Origin of the sequence: Burkholderia sp. IMCC1007, from assembly GCF_027257875.1 — a bacterium.
Classification (GTDB): domain Bacteria; phylum Pseudomonadota; class Gammaproteobacteria; order Burkholderiales; family Burkholderiaceae; genus Burkholderia.
Window position 1 is genome coordinate 379,706 of the sequence record NZ_JAPVQY010000001.1, and the last position, 24,414, is coordinate 404,119.

Sequence of the window (24,414 nt, forward strand, 5' to 3'; positions counted from 1 at the left end):
CCGCCTACGTGGCTACCCCGAACCCTCACTCGCCCGATAGGCGACGTCCGTGCATGACTTCGATCGATCATGGCGTCATCGCAGATCCGGCGATCCCGCCCTGTCACGCACCTGCAATCGTCGCCCGGTAGCGTTCGAGGCTGCCCCACGATTTCGACAGACGAATCCGCCATGCAGCGCACGTCGCGCGTCACGTCCCACGTTTATGCGGCCACGTCCCGCGCCCTCGCCGTCAGTCTCGCGATCAACCTGCTGTTGCTCGCCGCCGAGGCTGTCGCGGCGTGGTCCGCGCATTCGTCCGGCCTGCTCGCGGACGTCGCGCACGCAGCGATCGATCTGGCGGCCGACGCGCTGATCCTCGTCGCCTGCCGGTTCGACGCGCGGCTGCCGCCCGAGCGGCGCCCGACCTACGAGCCGCTTGCGCTGGCAGGGCTCGGCGCATTGCTGGTCGCGACGGGCGTACGGATGATCTGCCATGCATCGAACCGCTTCGACGCGCCGCCGGTCGTGCAACCCGACGCGATGACGCTCGCGCTGATCGTATTCACGCTGGCCGGCAAGGCTGCGCTGTCGCGCTGGATGCTGCGCAAGGCGCGCGAAACGAGCTCCGCGCTGCTTGAAGCGAGCGGCTGGCACGTGCGCACCGATGCGCTGTCGGCGTTGCTCGCGGCGCTCGCGATGAGCGCCGCATGGGTCGGCCTCGGCCGTCTCGACGATCTTGCCGCACTCGCCATCGGTGCGATCGTGATCCGCACGGGTGCGGGGTTCATCCGGCGCGGTTGCGCGCAATGGCCGGCATTGTTGGCGTGGGCGTATCGTTCGACGCGTGGGTCGTGACGATAGAAGCGCGATCGCTGCATGCGATGGCGTAAAACATCGGATACCCGCCATCGGCTGCATCAAATCGCGTGCATCGGAAATCGGAAGCGAAAGAGGCTCGCACTGCGCAAGCCTCGCAAGCCGCTTTACGACACGATGTCGCGATCGTCTTGCTGTCGTATGCACGTCGCCCGCGCTCGATGTATCGGCAGACGAATGCACACTCGATACCGATGTGGCGGCACAACACGTACCGCCCCTGATCAACCGAGGGGCACCACACTCCCGAGCAGGATCCGCACGAGCGTCGCCTGGCGCGTCACGCCCGTCTTCGAGAAGATCGCACGCAGGTGCGTGCGCGCGGTGTTCTTGCTGATCCCCGATTCCTCGGCCGCCTCCTCGAGCGTGAGCCCGTTGGTCAGCAGCAGTGCGAGCGACGTCTCGGCGGGCGTCAGGTCGAACAGCTTGCGGATGATTTCCTGCGCGCCTTGCGGCTTGCGATCGGGATCGCGCAGGAACAGCGTGACGGCCGGCCGCCGCTTGTTGTCCTCGGACCAGTCGGACAGCAGCACCGTGCGCACCAGCAACCCGAGGCGCGGCTTGTCGAACCCGCGCGTGATCGGCATCGCCTCGACGATGGCCGCGGCCGTCCCATGGTGTCCCATCACCGCGTGACGGATCAGCCGCTTGAGCGTGCGATTCTCCTGCGCGTCGGTCGCCTCGATCGTGCCGCGCGCAATCGTCAGACCGTTGTGCTGCTTCAGGATCTCGTCGGCGACGCTGTTCATGTCGATGATCGTGCCGTTCTCGTCGAGCGTGATCGTGCCGATCTGCATCCGGTTGATCGCGTTCGCGTAGATCGAGCGCTCGACCTCGGCCGTATCGAGCCGCGAATGCAGTTCGACCGCGCGCTTCAGGTGCGGCAGCAGCAGCGCGCAGATCGCCTTGTCGCGCGCGGAGAACTGCTTCGACGCGTGGTTGCGGCACACGCGGAACCGGCATTCGACGCCCGACGATGTGCGCAGGTCCGCGCCGAGGATGTAGCGCACGTCCTGCGGCTTCAGGAACTGCTTGTACAGTTCGCTCGACAGCCAGCCCGTATCGCCGAACACGTCGTCGACCGTGACCACGCGATCGGCCGGCAGGCCAACGAACGGGTCGAGCGAATAGTAGTAGTTGTTGTACGACGCCTCGCCGTCACCCGGCACGACCGGGCCCAACTCCGACGCATGCACGGACAGCGGCGCACGGCGATCGCTCGCCGCTGCGCGCAGGATCAGCGTCACGTAGTTGGCCTGCAGCAGCCGGCGCACCATCTCGAGCGCGCCCGCCCACGGCGGCGTTTCCATCGGGCCCTGGTAGATGCGCGCCATCAGCTCGCTGAAATCCGCGACGCCGATGTCGGCTTCCTCGCTTGTTGACTGGCTCTCTTGCGGAGCCCATCTCGTCTCCATCAGCACGCTCCATCCTCCTTGCGACTTGTTGTCGGTGCGACTCGTCCGCGCCGCCATGATTACGACGTGTCTTAATTCCGGCGTCATCGGGACATTCACTGAAGAGGGAGCTTTGGCTATCCGGGCGTGCGGACCATCGTCCAATCGGATGATGTGGCGCCCTGCCTGCTGCGCTGGAATGCCCGTCAGGCCGTGCCGGCAAGCTTCCGGCGCGGGCTCAGGGAAAACCGCGACGCGGGTTTACCTGATTCCGACCGCACCCGATTCAGACAGGAGTTTCCATGCCGCTCGACCCTCAGGCGCAAGCGCTGCTCGCCGCGCTCGCGCAAGCGCCCGCGATCGATTTCGATCAACTGACCATTCCCGCGTACCGCGCGAGCCTCGCCGGCGGCAGCGCGTTCGCGCCCGGCGACGCGATTGCCGCCGAAGAGGACTGGCGGATTCCGGCGCCCGGTCGTGAGTTGTCCGCACGGCTGTATCGACCTGAAGCAGACGGACCGTTGCCGCTGACCGTGTTCTTCCATGGCGGCGGCTTCGTCGCGTGCGGGATCGACTCGCACGCGAACCTGTGCCGCAGTCTTGCCCGACGGGCGCGCACGCTCGTGCTGTCGGTCGACTACCGCCTCGCGCCCGAAGCGCGGTTCCCGGCAGCTGCGCACGATGCATGCGATGCCGTCCGCTGGGCCGCCGCCAGCGCGCGTGATCTCGGCGCGCGCGCGGGCGCGATCGCCGTCGCCGGCGACAGCGCGGGCGGCAACCTGGCCGCCGTCGCCGCGCTGCAGTTGCGCGGCTCGGGCATCGCGATCGCGCATCAGTTGCTGCTGTATCCGGTCGTCGATTGCGCGACCGAACATCCGTCGTACGAATCGCTCGGCGAAGGCTATTTCCTGACGGCGGACGCGATGCGCTGGTTCAAGCGCCACTATTTCGATGACGGTGCCGATCGCGCGTCGCCGCTCGCGAGCCCGCTCGCCGTACCGGACCTGTCGGACGCGGCGCCGGCCACCATCGTCAGCGCCGAATTCGACCCGCTGCGCGACGAAGCCGAGGCGTACGCGCTGCGTCTCGCGCAGGCCGGCACGCCGGTGTCGCTCGTACGCTGGCCGGGCCAGTTGCACGGCTTCGCGAGCATGCTCGGCGCGGTCGATGCAGCGGACCGCGTGCTGACGTTCGGCGCCGCTGCACTGCGCCACGCGTTCGACGCAACGGAGGCGCAATGACGCTCGCCAGCACGCTGGAAATCGTCGACGAATTGCGTGCGGGGCGGATGGTCCTGCTCGTCGACGAAGAGGATCGCGAGAACGAAGGCGACCTCGTGATCGCCGCCGATCATGTGACGCCCGACGCGATCAACTTCATGGCGCGCTTCGGCCGCGGGCTGATCTGCCTGACGCTGACGGCCGAGCGCTGCGAGCAACTGCGCCTGCCGCCGATGGCCGACCACAACGGCACGCCGTTCGGGACCGCGTTCACCGTCAGCATCGAGGCGGCCGAAGGCGTGACGACCGGCATCTCGGCCGCCGATCGCGCGCGGACGATTCGCGCGGCGGTCCGTTCGGGCGCGCGTCCCGATGACCTGGTGCAGCCCGGCCACGTGTTTCCGATCGCCGCGCGCCCGGGCGGCGTGCTGGTGCGCGCGGGGCACACGGAAGCCGGCTGCGATCTCGCGGCGCTGGCCGGGCTCACGCCTGCGTCCGTGATTTGCGAGGTGATGAACGACGACGGCACCATGGCGCGGCTGCCCGAACTGAAGACGTTCGCCGCGCAGCACGGGCTAAAGATCGGCACGATCGCGGACCTGATCCATTACCGCCGCGAGCACGAGTCGCTCGTCGAACGCGTCGGCGAACGGCCGTTGCATACGCCGTGGGGGCGCTTCCGCGCGATCGAATATCGCGACACCGTGCACGGCGCGCCGCATCTCGCGCTGGTGCGCGGCGAACCTGATCCGGCGACGCCGGTGCTGACGCGCGTGCATGAATGCCATTCGCTGCTCGACCTGCTCGATGCGGAACCGTCCGCGCATTCGTGGCCGCTGCACGCCGCGCTGCAGCGGATCGATGCGGCCGGCTGCGGCGTCGCGGTGCTGCTCGACTGCGACATGCGCGGCGACGCGACGCGCACGCCTGCCGCCCATGCGCGCCGCGACGGACGCGTGACGGGGATCGGCTCGCAGATCCTGCGCGAGCTCGGCGTGCGGCGCCTGAACGTGCTGTCGAGCCCGTTCCGGTTGCCGGCGCTGTCGGGGCACGACCTCGAGATCATGGCGTTCATCCCGCTCGGCGACGACGATCCGGAAAGCGTGCGGGCCGCCCCGCTGCGGGCGGCATGACGCACGGCTGACGGCCGTGCGGCGCGCACCGCGGCCCTTGCCTTGCCCGCGGGGTTCCGCACGACAGGCTATCGTTTGTTTTTATGAAATACAGTCTTGGGTTTGTATTTTGACGATACATACCATAGACTGTATTTTCAGATTACAAACGATCGCCTGTCATTTCGCGGAGAGCCCATGGCATTCCCTGTCCAGACCTTGAGCCAGTTGCGCCCGATCCTCGTCGGCTTCCGGAAGTCGGCGGGGTTCACGCAGGCGCAGCTCGCCGCCCGCCTCGGCGTCACGCAGCAGTCGTATGCGCAGCTCGAAGCCAATCCGTCCGCGGTCAGCATCGAACGGCTGTTCAAGGTGCTGAACGTGCTCGGCGTTCGCGTGATGCTCGAACCGGGCACGCACGACGATGCGCCGGCATCCGATGTCGCCGATGTCGCTCCCGATGTCGCTCCCGATGTCGCTCCCGCGCCGGCCGCGCGCCGGCGTTCATCCCGGCATGTGGCCGATACCCGCGAGGCCCGCTCGCCGGCCGCCGCCAACGCACCGGCCGCCGCGTCGCGAAAACGGCCTGCCGCGGCGACGCCCGGCACGCCGCGCGGCCCGAAACGGGAGGACTGGTGACGATGGCCCGCCGCCCCCGCCACGACCGTCTCCACCTGTGGATGAACGGCATCCCGGTCGGTTATTGGGAAGTTCGACGCGGCATCGAACGTCTCGTCTACCTGCCGTCGTGGGTCGACGATCCGCAGGGGCGTCCGCTGTCGCTGTCGTTGCCGTTCACGCCGGGCAACCAGCCGCACCAGGGCGCGATCGTCGCCGACTACTTCGACAACCTGCTGCCCGACAGCCAGCCGATCCGCCGCCGCATCGCGCAGCGCTACCGGCTCGGGTCGACCGCGCCGTTCGAACTGCTCGCGTCGATCGGCCGCGATTGCGTCGGCGCGCTGCAGCTGCTGCCGCCCGACGAAATGCCCGTCGATCTGGAAGCCATCGACGGCACCGCGCTCGACGACGCAGCGGTGGCCGACGTGTTGCGCCACGCGACCGCTGCGCCGCTGCCCGGCCATCCGGAGCCGGACGGCGAACTGCGCCTGTCGATCGCCGGCGCGCAGGAAAAGACCGCGTTGCTGCGCCACGGCGGGCGCTGGCTGCTGCCGTCGGGCAGTACGCCGACCACGCATATCTTCAAGCTGCCGCTCGGACGCGTCGGGAACATGCAGGCCGACATGCGGACGTCGGTCGAGAACGAATGGCTGTGTTCGAAGATCGTCGCCGCGTACGGCCTGCCGGTCGCGTCGTGCGACATCGGCCGGTTCGACGACCAGAAAGCGCTGATCGTCGAGCGCTTCGATCGCCGGCCTTCGCGCGACGGGTCGTGGATCCTGCGGCTGCCGCAGGAGGACATGTGCCAGGCGACGGGCACGCCGTCGGGCGCGAAATACGAGTCCGACGGCGGCCCGGGCATCGCGGCGATCATGGGCATCCTCGCGAATTCCGCCGATGCCGCGCAGGACCGCCGGCATTTCTTCATCGCGCAGCTCGTGTTCTGGGTGCTCGCCGCGATCGACGGGCATGCGAAGAACTTCAGCATCGCGCATCTGCCGGGCAACACGTATCGCAGCACGCCGCTGTACGACGTGCTGTCCGCGCACCCGATCATCGGCACGCGGCGCAACCAGTTGTCGCCGCATCGCGCGCGGCTCGCGATGGCCGTGTGCGGGAAGAATCGCCACTACGTGATCGGCGACATCCAGCCGCGCCACTGGATCGCGCAGGGCGCGCGCGTCGGCCTGACCGAACACGACGTCCGTGCGGCCATGGCCGATGTGGCCGCGCGCACCGAACCGGCGATCGCCGACGTCGCGTCGCGCATTCCGGCGGGTTTCCCGGCGGACGTCGCGGACGCGATCTTCGACGGCATGCGCCGTCAGGCGCGCAAGCTGGGCGGCTGACCAGGCCGGCGCGCCCGCGGCCATGGCCGCGGGTCATCCGCGCGGACGATGCGGGCCGCTGCCGACTGCGCACAATGGTCGCCGTGCCCCATCCCGATGCCCGCCCGACATGCAACCTGCCCTCGATACCGCGTTCACACCGCTTCAGCTCGGCCCGCTGACACTGCGCAACCGGCTGATCAAGTCGGCGACCAACGAAGGGATGACGCCGAACGGCGTGCCCTCGCGCGCGCTCGTCGGATTTCATGAGCGCATTGCGGAAGGCGGCGCCGCGCTGACGACCGTCGCCTATTGCGCGATCAGCGACGACGGCCGTACGTTCGTCGACCAGGCGCAGCTCGACGCACCGACGGTCCGGCAATTCCGCGCGCTCACCGACGCGGTCCATCGGCACGGCGCGGCAGCGTCCGCGCAGATCACGCACGGCGGCTGCTTCACGTTCCTGCCGTCGCTGTCGACGAAGCGGCCGTTGAGCGCGTCGGGCGGTTTCAACAAGGTCGGCGTGATGAGCGGCCGCTTTCTGAAGCAGGCGATGACGCGCGATCAGATGACCGCCATCGCCGACGAATTCGCGCGCGCGGCGCGGCATGCGCGCGACGCCGGGTTCGACGCGGTCGAGATCCACATGGGGCACGGCTACCTGCTGAGCCAGTTCCTGTCGCCGCTGTACAACCGCCGCCGCGACGCGTACGGCGGCGATGCGGCGCGGCGTGCGGCGTTCCCCGTCGAGGTGCTGCGCCGCGTGCTCGACGCGGTCGGCCGCGATCTCGCCGTGGTGTGCAAGATCGGCGTGACCGAAGGCGTGCGCGGCGGCGGGACGGCCGACGACGCGAGCGCGATCGCGCGGCTGCTCGAAGCCGAAGGCGCGCATCTGCTCGTGCTGAGCGGCGGGATGAACGTCGAATCGGTGTGGCAGTTGTTCGGCAGCCCGCTGCCCGGCGATGCGCGCGCGAACGCCGACAATGCGATCGTGCGCGCCGCGATGGCGCTGCAGAAGCTCACCGAGCCGAAGATGGGCGCGTTTCGCGAAATGTACTTCCTCGAGCATTCGAGGAAGGTGCGCGCGGCCGTCCGGATGCCGCTCGCCTATCTCGGCGGCGTGCGCTCGCGCGAGAACGTCGCGCTGGCGATGCACGAAGGGTTCGATGCGGTCGCGCTGGCCCGCGCGCTCGTGTTCGAGCCGGATTTCGTGAACGGGCTGCGCGACGGCCGGCTTGCCCGGTCGGGCTGCACGTCGTGCAACCGCTGCGTCGTGTCGATGTACACGCCGGGCGGCACCGCGTGCGTGCTGCGCGAGCCGAACGACCCGGCGCCGAACCGCGTGCCGGCCGCCGGCGCATGACCTGCGGCGCATGACGCTCGGCGGCGCGTGACGCTGCCTGCTGCTTGCCGCGTACCGCCGGCCGAGACAGCGGCCGCCGGTCGATCAGCCGACGTCGCGGGCGCGAGCGAGCGCCGCGAGGTTGCCTTCCCCGAACCCGTGATGCCCTTTGCGCTGCACGATCTCGAAGAAGATCTCGCCGGGCCGACGTTTGACGAAGGTCTGGAAGAACAGGCGCGGCACGCCGTCGGCGCCGATTTCGCCGTCGACCAGCACCGCGCGCCGACGCAGCGCGTCGAGATCGACACCGTGCCCCGGCAGCCGCGCGTCGACCTCGTCGTAATAGCGTGCGGGCGGTTCGATGAATTCGACGCCGTTCGCGCGCAGCGCATCGACGCTCGCCAGGATGTCGTCGGTCGACAGCGCGACGTGCTGGACGCCTTCGCCCGGATGATCCGGCAGATACGCGTGCATCAGCTCGGTGCGCCGCGTGCCTTCCTCATAGACCGGAATGCGCAGCGCGCCGCAGGGCGACACCATCACGCGCGATTCTTCAGACACATGCCAGTGCGCGTCGATTTCGTGGATTTCGCGGAAGTGCAGCAGGTCGTGATAGAAGTCGAGCCACTCGCGCATACGCCCCGCGCCGACCGTCTGCGTGAAGTGGTCGACCTGCTGCAGGCCCGTGCCCGCGCAGTCGAGATCGGTGTGTGCGGTCGCGATGTCGATCGGCCGGAAGTCGATGTCGAAGATCGAGATGTCGCCGACGCCGCCGCGCTGGCCGCCGCGCCCGCGCCAGCGGTCGACGAAATAGAGGTGCGAATCGCCGATACCCTGGATCGCGGGTATCTTCAGTTCGCCGACGCCGATCCGCTCGCCCTCGAACGCCCATGCGCCGAGCTCGATCGCACGCTCGAACGAGCGCCTTGCGCTGGCCACGCGAATGCCGATCGCGCAGACGCCCGTGCCGTATTCCTCCGCGTAACGCGCCGCGAACGAATCGGGTTCGGCATTGATCAGGAACTGCATCTGCCCTTGCCGGTACAGCGTGACGTTCTTGCTGACATGACGCGCGATCGCCTTGAACCCGAGCTGCTCGAAGCGTTGCGCGAGCGCTTCCGGCACCGGTGCCGCGAACTCGACGAATTCCAGGCCGGCCATTCCGAGCGGATTGGCAGCCGAATCGGCAACGGGCGGCGTATCGCTGGACAGGGGGTGGGAATTACCGGGCATTCCATTCTCCGGAGGCAGGCGGTGGATGGGGATGGCGCCCGACGCGGGCGGCACATCCGGCCGATGAGACGGCCGGACATCCGCGCGGATCGGGCGAACTTTCAATGGTGCAGATTTTAACCAGATCGTTCACGGCGGCACACCCTGGCCGAACGGGATATTGGCACGCCGCATAGTGCAAATCCGGAAAACGTTCGTTAATCGCACGCAATTGAACGCTAATCGCGCACGCTGACCGGTCTGCCAATTGCCGGGAAGCGGCGCACGTCCTATTCTCCGTTCACCGTTCGACTTCAATGCAGCATCGGCCGCGGCGCCGCCACGATTCCACGATGCGTCGTGCCAAGAAACTTCGTCACGACCGCAAGCTTCGACACCCTTGATACTGCCGCCCGTGCCCGAGCGCGCAGTCAGGCTCGCAAGGCCGCGATCGGCAGCTTCGTCGGCGCCGTCGTCGACCGGTACGACTTCCTGTCGTACGGGATCGTCGCCGCACTCGTATTCAACTCCAAATTCTTCCCGAAAGTCAGCCCCACGATGGGCACGCTCGCCGCGTTCGCGACGTCTGGCGTCGGCTTCCTGTTCCGCCCGCTCGGCGGCGTCGTGTTCGGCCACTACGGCGACCGGCTCGGCCGCAAGCGGATGCTCGTGCTGACCGTGATGCTGATGGGGCTGTCGATCGCGCCGTTGCCTGATCTCGCTGGTGGTAGCCGGCGCGTGCGCGGCCGGCCACTTCCCACCGTGTCACCGCCCCCTCGGACAAACCGGACGACACGACATCCCCCAACGTCAAACACCGTCAATCCCACGCTCAGAACCCCTTTTCCCGCTCCGAACATTCCACGCCGCCCGCCGACCAATGGCATCATATGGGCCTACGTCAGTCACCGATACGCCCCCATATCATGTCGAATCTCATCGTCCACGGCGGCACTCCGCTGCGCGGGGACATCAAGCCATCCGCGAACAAGAACGCCGTCCTGCCGATTCTCTGCGCCACCCTGTTGACCGATCAGCCGCTGCGCCTCGTCGGCGTGCCGGACATCACCGACGTGCGCAAGATCCTCGACATCTTCCGCGCGCTCGGCAGCGACGTGTCGGTCGATTTCACGACAGGCATCCTCGAACTCCACCATTGCAACACGACGTTCGATCCGGCCGTCCACCGGCTGCCGGAAGCGATGCGCTCGTCGATCATGCTGATTCCGCCGCTGCTCGCGCGCTTCGGCGTCGCGCGCCTCGAGAACGACGTGAAGGGCTGCACGCTCGGCGTGCGCGAAATCGATCCGCACGTCGAAGTGTTCGAGCGCTTCGGCGCGCACATCGAACACACGCCCGATTCGCTGATCGTCCGCGCCGACGGCCCGCTGACGGCCAACGACCACTGGCTCGACTACGCGTCGGTGACGACCACCGAGAACTTCGCGCTATGCGCAACGGCTGCAGCCGGCACGTCCACGCTGATGAACGCGGCATCCGAGCCGCACGTGCAGGAGTTCTGCCAGTTCCTCGCGATGATCGGCGTCGCGATCGAGGGCATCGGCACGTCGCGCCTGTGCGTGACGGGCGGCGCCAAGCTCGGCGGCGGCGAATTCCGCTTCGCCGAGGACTTCCACGAAATCGCGACGTTCCTCGCGCTCGGTGCGATCACGGGCGGCGACATCACGGTACGCAACTCGTCGCCGGAGCATTTCCCGCTGATCGACCGCACGTTCGCGAAGTTTGGCGTGAACGTCACGCACCGCGACGGCTGGTCGCGCGCGGAACGCGACGGCCCGTTGCGCGTGCGCCGGCCGTTTACGCAGAACATCCTGACCAAGGTCGAAGCCGCACCGTGGCCGTACCTGCCGGTCGACCTGCTGCCGATCTTCATCGCGCTCGGCGTGCGCGCCGAGGGCAGCGCGATGTTCTGGAACAAGGTCTACGACGGCGCGCTCGGCTGGTCCGGCGAACTGTCGAAGTTCGGCGCGCACGTGCTGCTGTCGGATCCGCACCGGCTGATCACGTTCGGCGGCCTGCAACTGACGCCGGCACGCGTCGAAAGCCCGTACATCATCCGCGTCGCGATCGCGCTGCTGATGGTCGCCGCGAGCATCGAAGGCCGCTCGGAAATCATGAATGCGCTGCCGATCCGCCGCGCGCATCCGCATTTCGTCGAAAACCTGCGTTCGGTCGGTGCGAACGTCGAGTGGACGAGCAGCGAATAACGGCCTTCGGGATGCGGCGCGACTGACCATCGCGCCGCTGTTTCGCACCGCCCCCGCACTCGCCAGGCAGCTTCCGCAGAACGCCCGGGCGATTCCTCGTGGCAGCGCGTCCCTTCCTGGTCGGTGCAGTCATGCCGCCGCGAGGGCCGGAGATGCGAGGTACGCAGCGCAACGCCGCTACGAGGACTGCCACCCTGGCCCGCCCCGCCACCTTTCTCGATTCCGCCCCGCAACTCACATCGAGCGTCACCAACGGTATTCGCACGGTTCTCGATCTGCGCGATAATCGCTCATTCCCGAGCGAACACCGCCCACCGGCCCCCCACCGACGATGAAAAAGCCCGAACTCGACCGACGCGACTGGATTGCCGGCCTCGAAAAAGGCCTGATGATTCTCGAGGCGTTCGACAGCCAGCACGCGCGCATGACGCCCACCCAGGCCGCCGCCCGCACCGGCCTCACGCGCACGGCCGCTCGCCGCTACCTGCTGACGCTCGAATCGCTCGGCTACGTGTACACCGACGGCAAGCTGTACGGCCTCACGCCGCGCGTGCTGCGAGTCGGCTGGTCGTACTTCGACTCGGCGCGCCTGCCGCGCACCGTGCAGCCGTATCTGCAGCAACTGAGCGCGTCGCTGAACGAATCGGCGTACGTCAGCGTGCTCGACGGCTGGGAGCTCGTGTTCATCGCGCGCAACGGGGTATCGCGCGTGATGACGACGGGCTTCGTGCTCGGCGCGCGCGTGCCGGCGCCGCTGACGTCGCCAGGCGTCGTGTTGCTCGCCCATCATCCGGATCGGGAAGCCGTCCGCACGTGGCTCGACGACACGGCGCTCGCGCCGTTCACGCCGCACACGATCACCAACAAGGCACGCCTGCTCGAACAAGTCGACCACGCGCGCGATGCAGGCTACGCGGTGATCGAACAGCAATTGCAGGTCGGCGTGCGCGGGATCGCGGTGCCGCTGAAGAACCGTCACGGCGAAGTCGTCGCCGCGCTGAGCACGAACATGCCGATCGGCGCGGAGACGACCGATGCAGCCGTGCGCCGCGTGCTGCCGCATCTGCAGGAAACCGCGCTCGCGATGCTCAACGTGCTGTAGGCGCGGGCATCCGGCGCTTCCGATGCCGATGCCGATACCGATACCAACCCACACCACGCCCTCACCCGATCCGCCACCACCTCGGCAGCAGGTCGCGCACCTCGCGCCGCCGGTAACGATCGTCGATCAGGTGCACGACGCCCTCGTCGTGTTCGGTGCGGATCACGCGCCCGGCGGCCTGCACGACCTTCTGCAAGCCCGGATACAGGTACATGTAGTCGTATCCGTTGCCGAACCGCGCGTCCATCGCGCGCCGCATCTGCTCGTTGACGTCGTTGACCTGCGGCAGCCCGAGCGTCGCGATGAACGCGCCGATCAGCCGCTCGCCGACAAGGTCCACGCCTTCCGAGAACGCACCGCCCAGCACCGCGAAGCCGACGCCGCGGCCGCCCGCATCGAAGCGGGCGAGAAACGCGTCGCGCTCGCTTTCGGCCATGCCGGGCGCCTGTGCCCACACGGGCACGTCCGGATGGCGCGCCTGCATCAGCGCGACGACGCGCCCGAGATAGTCGAAGCTGCTGAGGAACCCGAGGTAGTTGCCGGGCCGCGTCGCGTACTGCGCGGCGATCAGGTCCGCGATCGGTTCGAGCGAACGGTCGCGGTCGCGCCAGCGCGTCGACACGTGGCTCGCGACGCGCACCGTCAGTTGCTCGGCGCGAAACGGCCCGTCGACATCGAGCCAGCCGGTATCGGCCGGCAGCCCGAGCGTGTCGCGATAGAAATGGAACGGGCTCAGCGTGCCGGAAAACAGCACGGTCGCACGCGCAGCCTCGTAGCGCGACGCGAGAAAGCCGGCCGGAATCACGTTGCGCACACACAGCGTCGACTGGATGCGGCGTCGGCGCGCGGCCGGCGCAACCCCGTCGAGCCCCGACTGACGCGGCAGCGGCTCGCCGTGCAGCGTCGCATCGAAGATCGACGCACTGTCGAACGCGTCGGCGAGCACGCCGAACTGGATCGCCTCGAAATGAAAGCGCAGCAGCGCGTCGCCGTTCGCGCGCGGCGCATCGGTCAGGTGTTCGCCGATCGCCGACACGAGGTTCTGCACCGCCGATACGATCGGGCCCGGAATCTCGGGATACGCCGCATAGCGTTCGGTTTGCGCGCGATTGAGCGCGCCCCACGCGCGCGCGAGCCGGTCGAACGGCTTGCGCAGCGCCACCGGCGCGGCCTCGCGCGCGGCGGCGAACGCGAACGGGTCGAGCGACGCGCTGTACATCTTGCGCGCGCGATCGAGCAGGTTGTGCGCCTCGTCGACGAGCACGCCGACGCGCCACTGGTTCTGCTGCGCGAGCGTATGCAGCATCGCGCTGCCGTCGTAGTAGTAGTTGTAGTCGCCGATCACCATGTCCGACCAGCGCGCCAGCTCCTGCGCGAGGTAGTACGGGCAGACGTCGTGCGCGAGCGCCGCGTCGCGCACGGTCGCGCGATCGAGCAGCCCGGCGCCGATTGCCGCGTCGCGCGCGGCCGGCAGCCGGTCGTAGAAGCCCCGCGCGAGCGGACACGATTCGCCGTGACAGGCGCTGTCCGGATGCTCGCACGCCTTGTCGCGGGCGACGAGTTCCAGCACGCGCAGCGGCAGCGCCGGCGTGCCGGCGCCGAGCGTCGTCGCCGCTTCGAGCGCGAGTGCACGGCCGGGCGTCTTCGCGGTCAGGAAGAACACGTGATCGAGTTCGCCCTCGCCGCACGCCTTCAGCAACGGAAACACGGTGCCGACGGTCTTGCCGATACCGGTCGGCGCCTGCGCCATCAGGCAGCGTTCGTCGCGCGCCGCGCGATAGACCGACACGGCCAGCTCGCGCTGCCCGCTGCGGAATTGCCCGTGCGGAAACGTCAGCGCGCGCAGCGCCGCATCGCGCGCCGTGCGATGCGCGGTCTCGCGCTCGGCCCAGCCGACGAAACATGCGCACTGCTCGGCGAAGAACGCGGCCAGCTCGCTCGCGCTGAGGGTTTCGGTCAGCACGGTCTCGCGCTCGGACACGATGTCGAAATACACGAGCGCGACGTCGATTTCCGGAAGGCCGCGCGCGTCGCACATCAGGTGCGCATAGACCTTCGCCTGCGCCCAGTGCAGCGCGCGGTGATTGGCCGGCATCGCATCGAGGCTGCCGCGATAGGTCTTGATTTCCTCGAGCCGGTTCGCGACCGGATCGTAGCCGTCCGCGCGGCCGCGTACGGTGAGCGTGCCCCACGTGCCGGTCAGCGCGATCTCGGTTTCGTAGCGCGCGCCGCGGTTCGACGTGACGGCGCCATGGCCCGCGATGCCTTCGAGCGCGGTCGGCGCGGGCGTGAAGCGCAGGTCGAGATCGCCGCGCCGCGCGGTGAACTCGCACATCGCCCGCACCGCGACGACATAGCTCATGCGGATAACCCCGCCGCTTCGGTCGGTTCGACACCGACGCCCGCCCATTCGACATCGACGACGCGCACCGGAATGCCGTGCGCGATGCAGTACGCGAGCCAGCGTGTCTGGTTGTCCTGCAGCCGGTCGCCGGGGCCCTTCACCTCGATCAGCTCGTAGCGCCGCTCGCCGGGCCAGAAGCGAACGAGATCGGGCAGCCCCGAGCGGTTGCTGCGGATATCCGCGAGCAGCCGCGTGAACCACAGCCGCAGATGCTCGGGCGGCAGGCATGCCAGCGCCTCGTCGAGCAGCGCGTCGGTCAGCACGCCCCAGAACACGAACGGCGATTGCAGCCCGGCCTTCGTCGCGTAGTGACGCAGGATCGTGTCGCGATAAGCGCCCGAATCGAGCTGCGCGAAACACGCGGCGAACGCGTCGGTGCGGCGCAGCGCGAAATCGGGCGCATGCAGGTCGGCCGGGCCGCGCTGGAACGGGTGAAAGAATGCGCCGGGCACGGCCGCGAACACGGGCTCCCAGCACAGCAGCCCGAACAGCGAATTGATCAGCGTGTTCTCGACGTAATGAACCGGCGCGTCGGGCTGCGCCAGATGATCGCGCACCGCGAATTCGACACTGGCGAACGCGTCGGGACGCGCCAGCACCAACGTTTCGCGCGGCACGTCCGGCGCGGCATGCGCGCGTTCGACCCGCTGCCCGACGCGCCGCTGCAGACGCGGCAGCATCCGTTCGACGCGCTGGCGCTCCTCGTCGCTTTCGAAGCCGTTGCGCGCGTCGAGCGCGAGCGCGAGCGCGTCGTCGTCGCGTCCGCAGCGTTCGAGCACGCGAATGCGCCGATGGCGGCTGCCCGGCCACGCGCTGCGCGCATACGCGTCGAGCGCGGCGGGCCAGTCGGCGCGGCGTTCGCAGATTTGCCCGAGCGTGAACAGCAGCTTCGCGCGGCGCGTCGCCAGCCACGGCTGCGTGCAACTCACCGCATCGATCGCACGCAGCAGATCGTCGAACGGCAACTCATCGGGCCACGCGTCGAGCGCTTCGCGGCAAGCGTGCAACGCGAGATACGCATCGACGTCGTCGCGCTGCTGGAACGCGCGCGACGACGGCGCGAAGGGCACGCTCTCGTACTGGAACACGCCGAGATCGGCGAGCACGAATTCGCTCCAGTCCTGGTGCAGATTGCCGAAGAACATCAGCCGCAGCCGGTCGCACAGCGCGCCGACCGTCACGCGCAGCACGCGATCGTCGGTCTGCTCGAACCACGCATCGAGCGGTTGCGCGGGATCGTGCGCGGGCCGCAGGCGCTCGAGCCAGTCGGGCTTGCGTTCGCCCGCGTGCGCGGCGAGAACCGGAAACATCTTCAGCAGATCGGCCTTGGTCGACAGCGCGAACAGTTCGTCGAGCGAGAGCGCGGGCGCCGGATCGACCCAGCCGAGTGCGACGAGCGGCGCGGCGGCGGCGTGCGGGCAGCCGATTTCGTCGTAGCCGAGCTTGCTCGCGCGGAAGTCGGACCCGTTGCGCATCAGCATCCGCACGAGCAACGCGCGCGATGCCTGCGGCAACTGCGGGAAATGACGCAGAAACGCGTGCTCGTGCGCGTCGAGCACGTCGTCGTAACGCTCGCCGAGCCAGGCCAGCGCGCGTTCGAAATTGGTCAGGTAGTAAAACGCCGGGGGCGTCGGCGATGCAGGTGTCACGGGGATCGATCACTGTACGTTTGTACAGGTCGCAATCATAGCAAATGTGACGAAAAATGCCGCACGTCGCCGCTGCCCGCCGGATCGGCACTGCTCAGAACTGGTAATTCACCGACATGTCGAATACGCCGTTGGTCGACTGCTGCGTGATCGGGCTGCGCCGTGCGCGGCCCACCAGCTGTTCGATCGCGCCGTCCATCGTCACGAACCAATGCTTGTTGACGAACCAGACCATCGTCACGCCCGCGCCGTACGACTTCATCCCGGCGCTCGCCGAATAGGTCGGCAAGCCGGAGCGCGCCGATGCGCCCTGGCTCACGCCGAACCAGCTGTTCATGTAGCGCGAGTCGGCGAACGACACGGTGGGCCCCGCAAACCAGAAGAAATGCTCGTTGCTGCCCGGCATCGGCATGTACGCGGAGAAATCGCCGACCCAGCCGTTCGAGCCGCCGATGCTGCGACGGACATCGGCACGCAGCACGAGCGGAAAATCCTTCGAGATCACGTAGTCGGCCGCGAGCTTCATCACCGGCGCCGCATTGATGTTGTCGAGGCCGTTCAGGTGGCCGAGATCGTCGGCCGAACGGCGCCCGAGGTCATAGCCGACCGACATGCTCACGCGCCAGTTCGGCCCGCGCAGCACGTTCGCGCCGAGCCCCTCGCCCGTCGACAAGAAGAACAGGTCGCGATAGCGCAGGTCGAAATTCGGGCCGCCCATCACGCGATAGCGATCGGAGCCCGCATAGCGCGGCTGCAGCGTCATCGCGGCGCCGACGCTGACCTGCCACGTGGGGACGGTCGGATTGAACAGCTTCTGCAGCGGGACGCCCGCCGAGTATTGCCATTCGCCGAGCGGCGAAGGCGTCTGCGCCGACGCGTCGCGCGCGCCGGATGCCGCGAGCGCGGCGAAGGCCGACAGACCGGATACGAACCGGCGCGTGGCCGGTGACAACAACGGGCGAGCAATGGTCGACAAGGCGGTCTCCACCGGTTGCGCAAAACGAACCTGAGGGAAAGCGCGTCGCGCTTGATCGGTTGCCACGACAGACTGCCGACGGCGCGAACGTAGTGTGCGCTGAATTAACGGACATCCTAACGCGACATGCGCGAAGCCGCAAAGCGCCCGCTGGATGCGGGCACTTTGCCGGCTTCCGGCACGCGCCGTTGGATCGTTGCGGAATCAGAAACGCTCGACGTGGTAATCGCCGGCGAGCGCGGCCGGGCTACGTGTCGACATCATCCGCGAGAAGCCGTCCGCGAGCCGGCCGAGCGCGAGCTGCTTCTGGCTCGCGTCCCAGTGCGTGTAGGCGTCGTACGCGGAATCGTCGAACGACACGGTGACGGCGACCGGGCGGCCGCTCGCGCGAAAGCCGATATGCAGCACGCCGCCCGGCAATTCCTCGATGTGATAGCGCAACGAGCGCGACTCGAAATAGCGACCCAGCACCTGGGCGATCGCGCGCTTGTCCGGCGATTGCACGTGAATGTCCATGATGGTCCTCCTTTCAGTGATCGCGCGGCCGGCTGCGGTTTGCCGCATCCGCCCGGGATCCGCATCGGCGGCGGCTGCGACGGCGGATCGCCGTGCGGCGGCCCCAGCGGCACGGGCGGATCCACCGGATCGTCGTGCGCGGGCCACGTCGGGTCGGGCTCGACGTCGGGGATCGGTTCGGGGCGGTGCAGCATGGATGGCGTATTCATGTCAGTCCTGCGCGGCGGCTCGCGCGTGTCGATTGGCGCGGCCAGCGCACGCAAGCGACGTACCTGCCCGGTGCCGATTCCTGCGACCCAACACGGCCGCTCACCTGTCGTAAGCCGCCATCGCGAGCCATCTCGTGCGCCCGTCCGCGGCAAGCTGCACCGCGAGCGCGAACGGATCGGACGGCGCGCATCGCGCGACCCGCGCCCGCTGCGCGCTTGCCGGCCCCTCGTAGACGGTATGGTTCAGTTCGCGCACGTCGTCCTTGCCGGCGAACAGGCGCCGCTCGGGACGATAGATCGACGATTCGCGCTTCCGTCTATCGAAACGCTCGCGCACGTGACTGAAATCGCCGCCGCACACGTTCGCGTCGTAACGTATCCTTTCCGTGGGTTCATTCATCACGATTTCCTCTCGTCCACGCCGGCGGCGGGCGCGCCTCGCGTCCGTCGGTCCCGGCGGGCTCGATGGCTGCAAGGGCCATGCCGCCGCCGCTACGCGGCACGGCGCTTGCGTCCGTCGTTACCATAAAGGAGGTTCGATCATGACCGTTCACGAAACCGGCCGCCGCGATGCCGTGTCGCCGGCCGCCGGATCATTTCGGCTCGCCACGTCGCGCCCGCCGTCCGAAGACAAGAAGACGGAGGAGCGCATCGACGAAGGGCTCGAAGAGACGTTTCCGGCCAGCGACCCGCCCGCCGTTGGCGGCGCGACCCGCATCGACCCCGCCAAACCGTCCGGCGAACGCAAACGTCGCGCGCCCGACGTCCCACCACCGCCCCGCGATCACGGCTGACGGCGGCATCCCGGCCTGCGGTGCGCGCCAGCGTGTCGCAAGGCCGGGCCAACCGGAGCGAAAGACATGAAACGCATGGAACGAGCATGGCATGAAGTCAGCGGCGCCGCGGGCGTCGCGGCGCTGGCCGCGATCGAGAGCGCGCTGGTCCTCGCAATCGTCGTGATGACGGGCGTCGGCCACTGACGTCGCTCGCGGCCCGGCCGCGGTTCCGGCCGTGGAAGATGTACAAGCGCGCTGGCAAATTCCTCCGGAGCCCGGCCGCGCCGGCCCGGCGCGTGCCGGCCGGACGCGGCACGCATCGTGCTCCCGCATCGTCCCGCTTACGAAGGAGGCGTTCATGTATCGCGTCAACGAGATCATGTCGCGCGACGTGGTGTGCGTCGCGCCCACCGACACGATTCGCCATGCGGCCGAATTGATGCAGCGCTTCGACATCGGTGTGCTGCCAGTTTGCGACGGCAACGAGCTCGTCGCGATCGTGACGGATCGCGACCTTGCGGTGCGCGCGCTGTCGCACGGCCATTCCCCGGACACGCCGGTGACGGCGGTCGCATCCGCACCGGTGCAATGGTGCGTCGAGGACGACGGCGTCGGCGACGTGCAGCAGCGGATGGCCGACGTGCAGTTGCACCGGATGCCGGTGCTCGACGGCAACAAGCGGCTCGTCGGCATCGTGTCGCTCGGCGACATCGCGACACGCGCGGGCGGCCCGGCACGCGACGAGCTGGCCAACACACTCGAGGACGTGTCATTGCCGCGGCGTCGCTGAGCGGCGCCCTTTCACCCGTGCGGCGCCCCGGCGCAAGCCCGGCGCCCGTTCGACCTGGAGACTGCGATGACAACGGACAGAGCGTCGCGCGCACCCGCGCGCATCGTCGGCAACGGCGGCCATTCGGCCGGCGGGCCCGGCCCGGACGTGATGGCTGCCGGCACGCTGAAAGACGACCATGTACTGACGATGGACGGCGACGACATCGGCAAGGTCACGCACATCATGCTCGACGTCCGCTCGGGTCGGATCGCGTATGCGGTCGTGTCGTCGGGCGGCTTTCTCGGGATCGGCGACAAATTGCTCGCGGTGCCGTGGAACGTGCTCACGCTCGACACGGAACGTCGGTGCTTCGTGCTGCCGCTGCCGACCGAACGGGTGCGCGAGGCGCCCGGCTTCGACCAGGGCAACTGGCCGACGATGGCCGACCCCGTATGGGGCGAAGCGCTGCACGCGTATTACGGCTCGGCGCCTTACTGGCTGATCGAGGAAGGCGAAACGGCACTGGACGCGCCGCCGTACGAAGCGTCACCGGGCGGCCCGGAAAGCGATACGCGGCGGCCCTGACATATCACGCAGCGTCTCGTGCTGCGCCGTACGGCCCTTAGTGCGCGGCGGCAACCGTCTGCGCGAGTTGCCTGGCGGCTGTCAGGTGCGCCTTCAGCATCGGCAGCGTGTCGGCAGCGAACGCGCGAAGCTGCCGGTCGTGGCCGTTGTGCGCTTCCGCCTCGTAGAGCCGAACGATTTCCTCGTGCGCATGCGGCCCCGCCAGTTCGACGTATGCCGTGTCGAATGCCCGGCCCTGCTTGCTTCGCAGCGCGTTCACCGCGGGATCGACGAGCATCCGCGCCTGTACGGGCACGCCCTTTTGCGCGCCGAGCCGGCTCAATGTGCCCGCGATGCGGCCGTGATCGTCGAGCATCCGGCGCGCGAATGCCTTGACGTCCGGGTTCGACGACCGGTCGAGCGCCAGCTGGCCCGCCTGCAACTGCGTCCTGCCGACGATGCTCGCCTTGTCCACGAATTCGGCGTCGATGCCGGTCGGACGCCGTGTCATGTCGGCCTCGTCGGCGGTCTCGCCGGGGCGCACGACGCCCGGCGCGACCTGCACCGACGACGCGCTCGCCGGCTGCGCCCACACGGGCGCCGCCGCCAGCGCGCAACACGCCGCGAGCGCGCCCGACACCAGCCTGCGCGCTGTACCCACGCGCCGCATGAACCGGGATCCGGTCCGGCGCTTGCCGTCGGGTTTGATCCCGAGCGCCGGCTGCGCCGAAGGCCCGGGCCGGTCGAACGTTGCAGACGCGCGCGTCATGCGGGGCGATGCTCGGACGTGAAGAAATCGGTCCACGCGCCGTTTTGCCATGCGCCTTCGACGCGCTCGATCGACAGCGCGCCGCACGCGAGCAGCGTGCGCTCCGCAAACGTCGCCGTGCGTCGCGTGACGTGCGCGGCCAGCACGACGCCGTTCTCGCATTGCTTCAGCGCACCATGGCCTTCCGGCGCATCGCCCTTCATCTTGCCGAGCGCACCGCACAACGCGCCGACGTAACCGCCGACCAGCGGCACGCCGATCCACGCGAGCGGCGAATGGAGCCCGGCGAGATACAGCAGCGCTGCGCCCACCAGCCCGACGATCGCGCCGATGGCCACGCCCTCCAGCGCGCCGATCCCGCCCGGGCGCGCTGCGGAATCCGCGTAGACGTCGCCGCCGAGCCAGAACAGCGCATGCTGCCCCGGCGGATTGAGAAAGAAGACCTTCACGTCGTCCCGATGCACGGCGTGGCCGCGCAATTGTTCCGCGCAGCGCTCCGCCCGCTCGAGCGTCGAGAAACGGCCCGCGATGATGGTGTCCATGTCGAACCCTCCTGCTGGTGCCGCGCAGGGCCGCAACGCGCGCGACGCCCGATCGGCCCCGCCGCTTGCCCGCGCATCACGTTACTTCCGGCGAATCTGCAACCTGTCGCGCAGGCCGCGCACGCCGTCGACGTCGTGCACGCCCCGGACCGCGGTCGCCTGTAGCGGCTCATCGGGCATCGGCCCGTCAGCTCGGCTACGCGGCCGTGAACCGGCACGTCGATGTCGTCGGACGCCAGCCTCCGCTCGGCGACGAGCGCGGCCCGGATACGGGACACGAGGGTCGCATCGCGCAGCTCGCTGCCGACGGCCGACGCCTGGCTCGCGAGCTTCGCCCGAACGCTTGCGTCCGCCGACGCGCAGCGACGCATCGCGATCCATGCACACGACAGCATAAGTATGCTCGCGATCTGCGCGACCGGCGGTATGCACGGGATGCGTTCCGGCGCCTCGGGGGACGCCCTCGCGCAGCGGGTCTTCCGATCCTTTCATCGCGCCTCCTGCGGGGGAGCGGATCGAGCCCGTGCGTCAGCGCCGCGATCCGCTTCCGCCCTTCCGGTCGCCGGCCGATATGTCGACGATCACGCTCGCCAGCGTCGGCATGTCGACCGGTTTGCACACATATGCATCGAAGCCGGCGGCCATCACGCGACTGCGGTCCATGCTGCCCGCATGCGCGGTCACGGCGACGACCGGCAGGCGTGCGCCGCCGTCCGGCAGATGCCGGATATGGTCGACCAGCCAGAAGCCGTCGCCGTCCGGCATCGCGAGATCGGACAGCACGACGCTCGGGCGCTGCTGCGCGACGGCGTCGAGCGCATCGTGTCCCGATTGCGCGGTCGACACTTCAGCGCCCAGCGTTTCGAGCGCCGCGGCGAGGCTCGCGCGCGTCGTCGCGTCGTCGTCGACCACGAGCACGCGCTGGCCGTCGAGCGCGACCGCCGTCGATGCGCCGCCCGACCGCATCGGGTGGCCGAACGACTCGTCGCCGCCCGGGTCGACCGGCAGCATGACCGTGACCGTCGTGCCGCGCCCGGCGCCCTCGCTCGTTGCCGCGACTTCGCCGCCGTGCAGGCGCGCGATGTTGCGCACGATCGACAGCCCGAGCCCGAGCCCGCGCTTGGGCGACGCCGACGCGCCTTCGGGCCGGTTGAACGTATCGAACAGATGGGGCAGGCGCTCCGCGGAAATGCCTTGCCCCGTATCGGTGACCGACAGCCGGACGCGCGCGCCCGCGCGCGTCAGCGAGATCTTCACGTGTCCGCCCGGCGGCGTGAACTTGAACGCGTTCGACAGCAGGTTGGACAGCACCTGGCGCAGGCGCTCGCCGTCGGCAGAGATCACGCAGTTCGCCATCGTGCATTCGGTCGTCAACTGGAGCCCGCTCGCCTCGGCACTCGCGCCGAGTTCGTGCGCCGTTTCTCGCACGATGCGCACGAGGTCGACCGGCACGCGCTCGAGGTGCGTGCGGCCGGTCGCGAGCGACGACGCGTCGAGCAGGTTGCCGACCATGTGCGACAGCGATCGCGCGCTACGGTCGATTGCGTCGATCGCCTGGTGTGCGAAGCCCTGACCGTCGACGCTGCGCAGCACCTCGACCCAGCCGTAGATCACGTTCAGCGGCGTGCGCAATTCGTGGGACACGGTGGCCAGCAACTCGTCCTTCATCCGGTTCGACTCGTCGGCCTGCACGCGCGCGTCGCGCGCGCCGCGCAACGAGCGCACGTGGCGCCGCTCTTCGAGGCGACGCTCGCCCGCCTCGCGCAGCGTCATCGACAAACCGGTGCAGTTGCCCTGTGCGTCGACGATTGGCGATGCCGCGACGGTCGCGCGAAAGCGGCCGCCGTCGCGGCGCAAACACAGAATGTCGAGCGGGCCGGAAGGCGCGCGCGTGTTCGCGAACGACGCCGGGACGGGATGCCGGCGTAGCCAGCGCGGCGCGATCAGGCTTGTCACGTCCTGTCCGATCACGGTCGCGGCATCCATGCCGAAGATGCGCCGGGCGGCCGGGTTCCAGCTCGTGATCCGCCGGCCGGCATCGACGCCGACGATCGCGTCGGGCGATGCATCGACCACGCGACGCAGCAGGTTGTCGTCGAGCGAGCGCGTGGCGGGAGCCGGTTCGCGGCGCGGCATCGGCGCGGCGTCCTGGGCGGCATCGGCCGCACCGCGCAGGCGGTCGCTCGCGAGCAGCGGCTTCACGGCCATCACGAGCATGCACTCGACGAAACTGATTGCGATGAACGCGCCAGCCTGCGCGAGCAGCGTGGCCATCGGCGCGCCCGGCCACCACACCACGGCGAGCACGGCCACGCTGGCAGCCGTCGCGGCCAGCCCGCCGGCGAATGACGTCAGCCAGGCGGCGGCTGCGACACCGGCATAGAAAGGCAGCGGTGCAAACGGTTCATGCACGCCGACGACGCGAATCGCCCACGCCTGGAGCGCGGACGCCACCCCGACAGCCAGCACGACCCATACACCCTGCCGCAACAGTTCACGGGTAAAGGTCCTCATCGTTTCCTTGCATCACGCCGGCAACCGTGATGCGACGGCACACCGCCTCGGCGGTCCGGCAAGCCGTCGAGCGTGCCGAGCGAGCTTTCAATGCGCCGCAACGACCGTACCTGCGGCCGGCACGTTCGCTGCCGTGCCGCAGGTACGGTCGGCGTCGGAACATGGCCGGGGTACCGATCGGTCAAGCGCGCATATGCGCGCATGCAATTGCAGTCGCTTTCGATTTTTCATTGAAGCGTCGTAAAAAATGCACTCATCGGCGACCCGCCGGCCGCGATCGCCTATTTCTTGCGGCATCGGCGCGCGCAT

At 68.9% G+C, this 24,414-nt stretch carries 21 protein-coding genes and 2 pseudogenes; 12 read left to right on the forward strand and 11 right to left on the reverse strand.

All coding sequences use genetic code 11. The features are described from left to right. The first annotated feature begins 171 nt into the window (after nt 1-171). Nucleotides 172-837, forward strand: coding sequence for a cation diffusion facilitator family transporter (locus O1Q03_RS01970; protein ID WP_269501375.1), 666 nt, complete (start codon nt 172-174; stop codon nt 835-837). Between the two features lie 245 nt (nt 838-1,082). Here O1Q03_RS01970 and O1Q03_RS01975 read toward each other — a convergent pair whose 3' ends face one another. Beyond that, complete coding sequence (locus O1Q03_RS01975; RefSeq protein ID WP_269501376.1) at nt 1,083-2,273, reverse strand: helix-turn-helix transcriptional regulator; 1,191 nt, start codon at nt 2,271-2,273, stop codon at nt 1,083-1,085. Between the two features lie 281 nt (nt 2,274-2,554). On the opposite strand from O1Q03_RS01975, the gene O1Q03_RS01980 reads away from it, so the two are divergent. The 5 genes from O1Q03_RS01980 (at nt 2,555) to O1Q03_RS02000 (ending at nt 7,893) form a co-directional block, all read left to right on the forward strand. Continuing rightward, nucleotides 2,555-3,493: an alpha/beta hydrolase gene (locus O1Q03_RS01980; RefSeq protein WP_269501377.1), complete on the forward strand. Its 939-nt coding sequence runs from the start codon at nt 2,555-2,557 to the stop codon at nt 3,491-3,493. Further along, nucleotides 3,490-4,605, forward strand: a complete 1,116-nt coding sequence (ribBA, locus tag O1Q03_RS01985) for a bifunctional 3,4-dihydroxy-2-butanone-4-phosphate synthase/GTP cyclohydrolase II (RefSeq protein WP_269501378.1) — start codon at nt 3,490-3,492, stop codon at nt 4,603-4,605. Before O1Q03_RS01980 ends, ribBA begins: the two co-directional genes overlap by 4 nt. A 177-nt stretch (nt 4,606-4,782) precedes the next feature. Next, nucleotides 4,783-5,220, forward strand: coding sequence for a helix-turn-helix domain-containing protein (locus O1Q03_RS01990; RefSeq protein WP_269501380.1), 438 nt, complete (start codon nt 4,783-4,785; stop codon nt 5,218-5,220). 2 nt (nt 5,221-5,222) lie between these two features. After that, nucleotides 5,223-6,551 (forward strand): type II toxin-antitoxin system HipA family toxin, encoded by a 1,329-nt coding sequence (locus O1Q03_RS01995; protein ID WP_269501381.1) that lies wholly within the window; start codon nt 5,223-5,225, stop codon nt 6,549-6,551. A gap of 109 nt (nt 6,552-6,660) precedes the next feature. Further along, complete coding sequence (locus tag O1Q03_RS02000; RefSeq protein WP_269501382.1) at nt 6,661-7,893, forward strand: NADH:flavin oxidoreductase; 1,233 nt, start codon at nt 6,661-6,663, stop codon at nt 7,891-7,893. A gap of 84 nt (nt 7,894-7,977) precedes the next feature. Here the strand turns inward: O1Q03_RS02000 and O1Q03_RS02005 are convergent, their stop codons facing one another. Then, the gene (locus tag O1Q03_RS02005; protein ID WP_269501384.1) at nt 7,978-9,105 is read right to left on the reverse strand and encodes a 4-hydroxyphenylpyruvate dioxygenase family protein; all 1,128 of its coding nucleotides are present in this window, start codon (nt 9,103-9,105) and stop codon (nt 7,978-7,980) included. 339 nt (nt 9,106-9,444) lie between these two features. On the opposite strand from O1Q03_RS02005, the pseudogene O1Q03_RS02010 reads away from it, so the two are divergent. The 3 genes and pseudogenes from O1Q03_RS02010 to O1Q03_RS02020 all read left to right on the forward strand — a co-directional run. Further along, nucleotides 9,445-9,783, forward strand: a pseudogene (locus O1Q03_RS02010) (shikimate transporter); the annotation flags it as partial. A 227-nt stretch (nt 9,784-10,010) separates the two neighbouring features. Continuing rightward, nucleotides 10,011-11,312, forward strand: coding sequence for a UDP-N-acetylglucosamine 1-carboxyvinyltransferase (locus tag O1Q03_RS02015; RefSeq protein ID WP_269501386.1), 1,302 nt, complete (start codon nt 10,011-10,013; stop codon nt 11,310-11,312). A 331-nt stretch (nt 11,313-11,643) separates the two neighbouring features. Continuing rightward, nucleotides 11,644-12,414 carry an IclR family transcriptional regulator domain-containing protein gene (locus tag O1Q03_RS02020; protein ID WP_269501387.1) on the forward strand — a complete coding sequence of 257 codons (771 nt, stop codon included), beginning with the start codon at nt 11,644-11,646 and terminating at the stop codon, nt 12,412-12,414. 61 nt (nt 12,415-12,475) lie between these two features. Here O1Q03_RS02020 and O1Q03_RS02025 read toward each other — a convergent pair whose 3' ends face one another. The 5 genes from O1Q03_RS02025 to O1Q03_RS02045 all read right to left on the reverse strand — a co-directional run bounded on the left by O1Q03_RS02025 (nt 12,476) and on the right by O1Q03_RS02045 (nt 18,568). Next, nucleotides 12,476-14,776 carry an ATP-dependent DNA helicase gene (locus O1Q03_RS02025; protein ID WP_269501388.1) on the reverse strand — a complete coding sequence of 767 codons (2,301 nt, stop codon included), beginning with the start codon at nt 14,774-14,776 and terminating at the stop codon, nt 12,476-12,478. Then, the gene (locus O1Q03_RS02030; RefSeq protein WP_269501389.1) at nt 14,773-16,467 is read right to left on the reverse strand and encodes a VRR-NUC domain-containing protein; all 1,695 of its coding nucleotides are present in this window, start codon (nt 16,465-16,467) and stop codon (nt 14,773-14,775) included. The genes O1Q03_RS02025 and O1Q03_RS02030 overlap by 4 nt, the downstream gene beginning before the upstream one ends. Nucleotides 16,468-16,561: 94 nt before the next feature. Continuing rightward, nucleotides 16,562-17,443, reverse strand: a complete 882-nt coding sequence (locus O1Q03_RS02035; protein ID WP_269501391.1) for a MipA/OmpV family protein — start codon at nt 17,441-17,443, stop codon at nt 16,562-16,564. Between the two features lie 204 nt (nt 17,444-17,647). After that, nucleotides 17,648-17,959: a hypothetical protein gene (locus O1Q03_RS02040; protein WP_269501392.1), complete on the reverse strand. Its 312-nt coding sequence runs from the start codon at nt 17,957-17,959 to the stop codon at nt 17,648-17,650. Nucleotides 17,960-18,268: 309 nt separating this feature from the next. Beyond that, nucleotides 18,269-18,568: a hypothetical protein gene (locus O1Q03_RS02045; protein ID WP_269501393.1), complete on the reverse strand. Its 300-nt coding sequence runs from the start codon at nt 18,566-18,568 to the stop codon at nt 18,269-18,271. Nucleotides 18,569-18,710: 142 nt separating this feature from the next. Between O1Q03_RS02045 and O1Q03_RS02050 the strand changes: the two genes are divergently transcribed. The 3 genes from O1Q03_RS02050 (at nt 18,711) to O1Q03_RS02060 (ending at nt 20,301) form a co-directional block, all read left to right on the forward strand. Next, nucleotides 18,711-18,962 carry a hypothetical protein gene (locus tag O1Q03_RS02050; RefSeq protein WP_269501394.1) on the forward strand — a complete coding sequence of 84 codons (252 nt, stop codon included), beginning with the start codon at nt 18,711-18,713 and terminating at the stop codon, nt 18,960-18,962. A 340-nt stretch (nt 18,963-19,302) separates the two neighbouring features. Further along, nucleotides 19,303-19,734 (forward strand): CBS domain-containing protein, encoded by a 432-nt coding sequence (locus tag O1Q03_RS02055; RefSeq protein ID WP_269501395.1) that lies wholly within the window; start codon nt 19,303-19,305, stop codon nt 19,732-19,734. A 66-nt stretch (nt 19,735-19,800) separates the two neighbouring features. Further along, nucleotides 19,801-20,301 (forward strand): PRC-barrel domain-containing protein, encoded by a 501-nt coding sequence (locus O1Q03_RS02060; RefSeq protein WP_269501396.1) that lies wholly within the window; start codon nt 19,801-19,803, stop codon nt 20,299-20,301. A 37-nt stretch (nt 20,302-20,338) separates the two neighbouring features. Here O1Q03_RS02060 and O1Q03_RS02065 read toward each other — a convergent pair whose 3' ends face one another. The 4 genes and pseudogenes from O1Q03_RS02065 to O1Q03_RS02075 form a co-directional block, all read right to left on the reverse strand. Then, on the reverse strand, nt 20,339-20,950 hold the full coding sequence (locus O1Q03_RS02065; RefSeq protein WP_442865728.1) for a DUF4142 domain-containing protein: 612 nt from the start codon (nt 20,948-20,950) through the stop codon (nt 20,339-20,341). A 95-nt stretch (nt 20,951-21,045) separates the two neighbouring features. Beyond that, nucleotides 21,046-21,591 (reverse strand): hypothetical protein, encoded by a 546-nt coding sequence (locus O1Q03_RS02070; protein ID WP_269501399.1) that lies wholly within the window; start codon nt 21,589-21,591, stop codon nt 21,046-21,048. Nucleotides 21,592-21,672: 81 nt separating this feature from the next. Beyond that, nucleotides 21,673-22,028: pseudogene (locus O1Q03_RS40075) on the reverse strand (BON domain-containing protein). Nucleotides 22,029-22,119: 91 nt separating this feature from the next. Further along, nucleotides 22,120-24,105, reverse strand: a complete 1,986-nt coding sequence (locus O1Q03_RS02075) for a hybrid sensor histidine kinase/response regulator (RefSeq protein WP_269501400.1) — start codon at nt 24,103-24,105, stop codon at nt 22,120-22,122. Nucleotides 24,106-24,414: the final 309 nt, after the last annotated feature.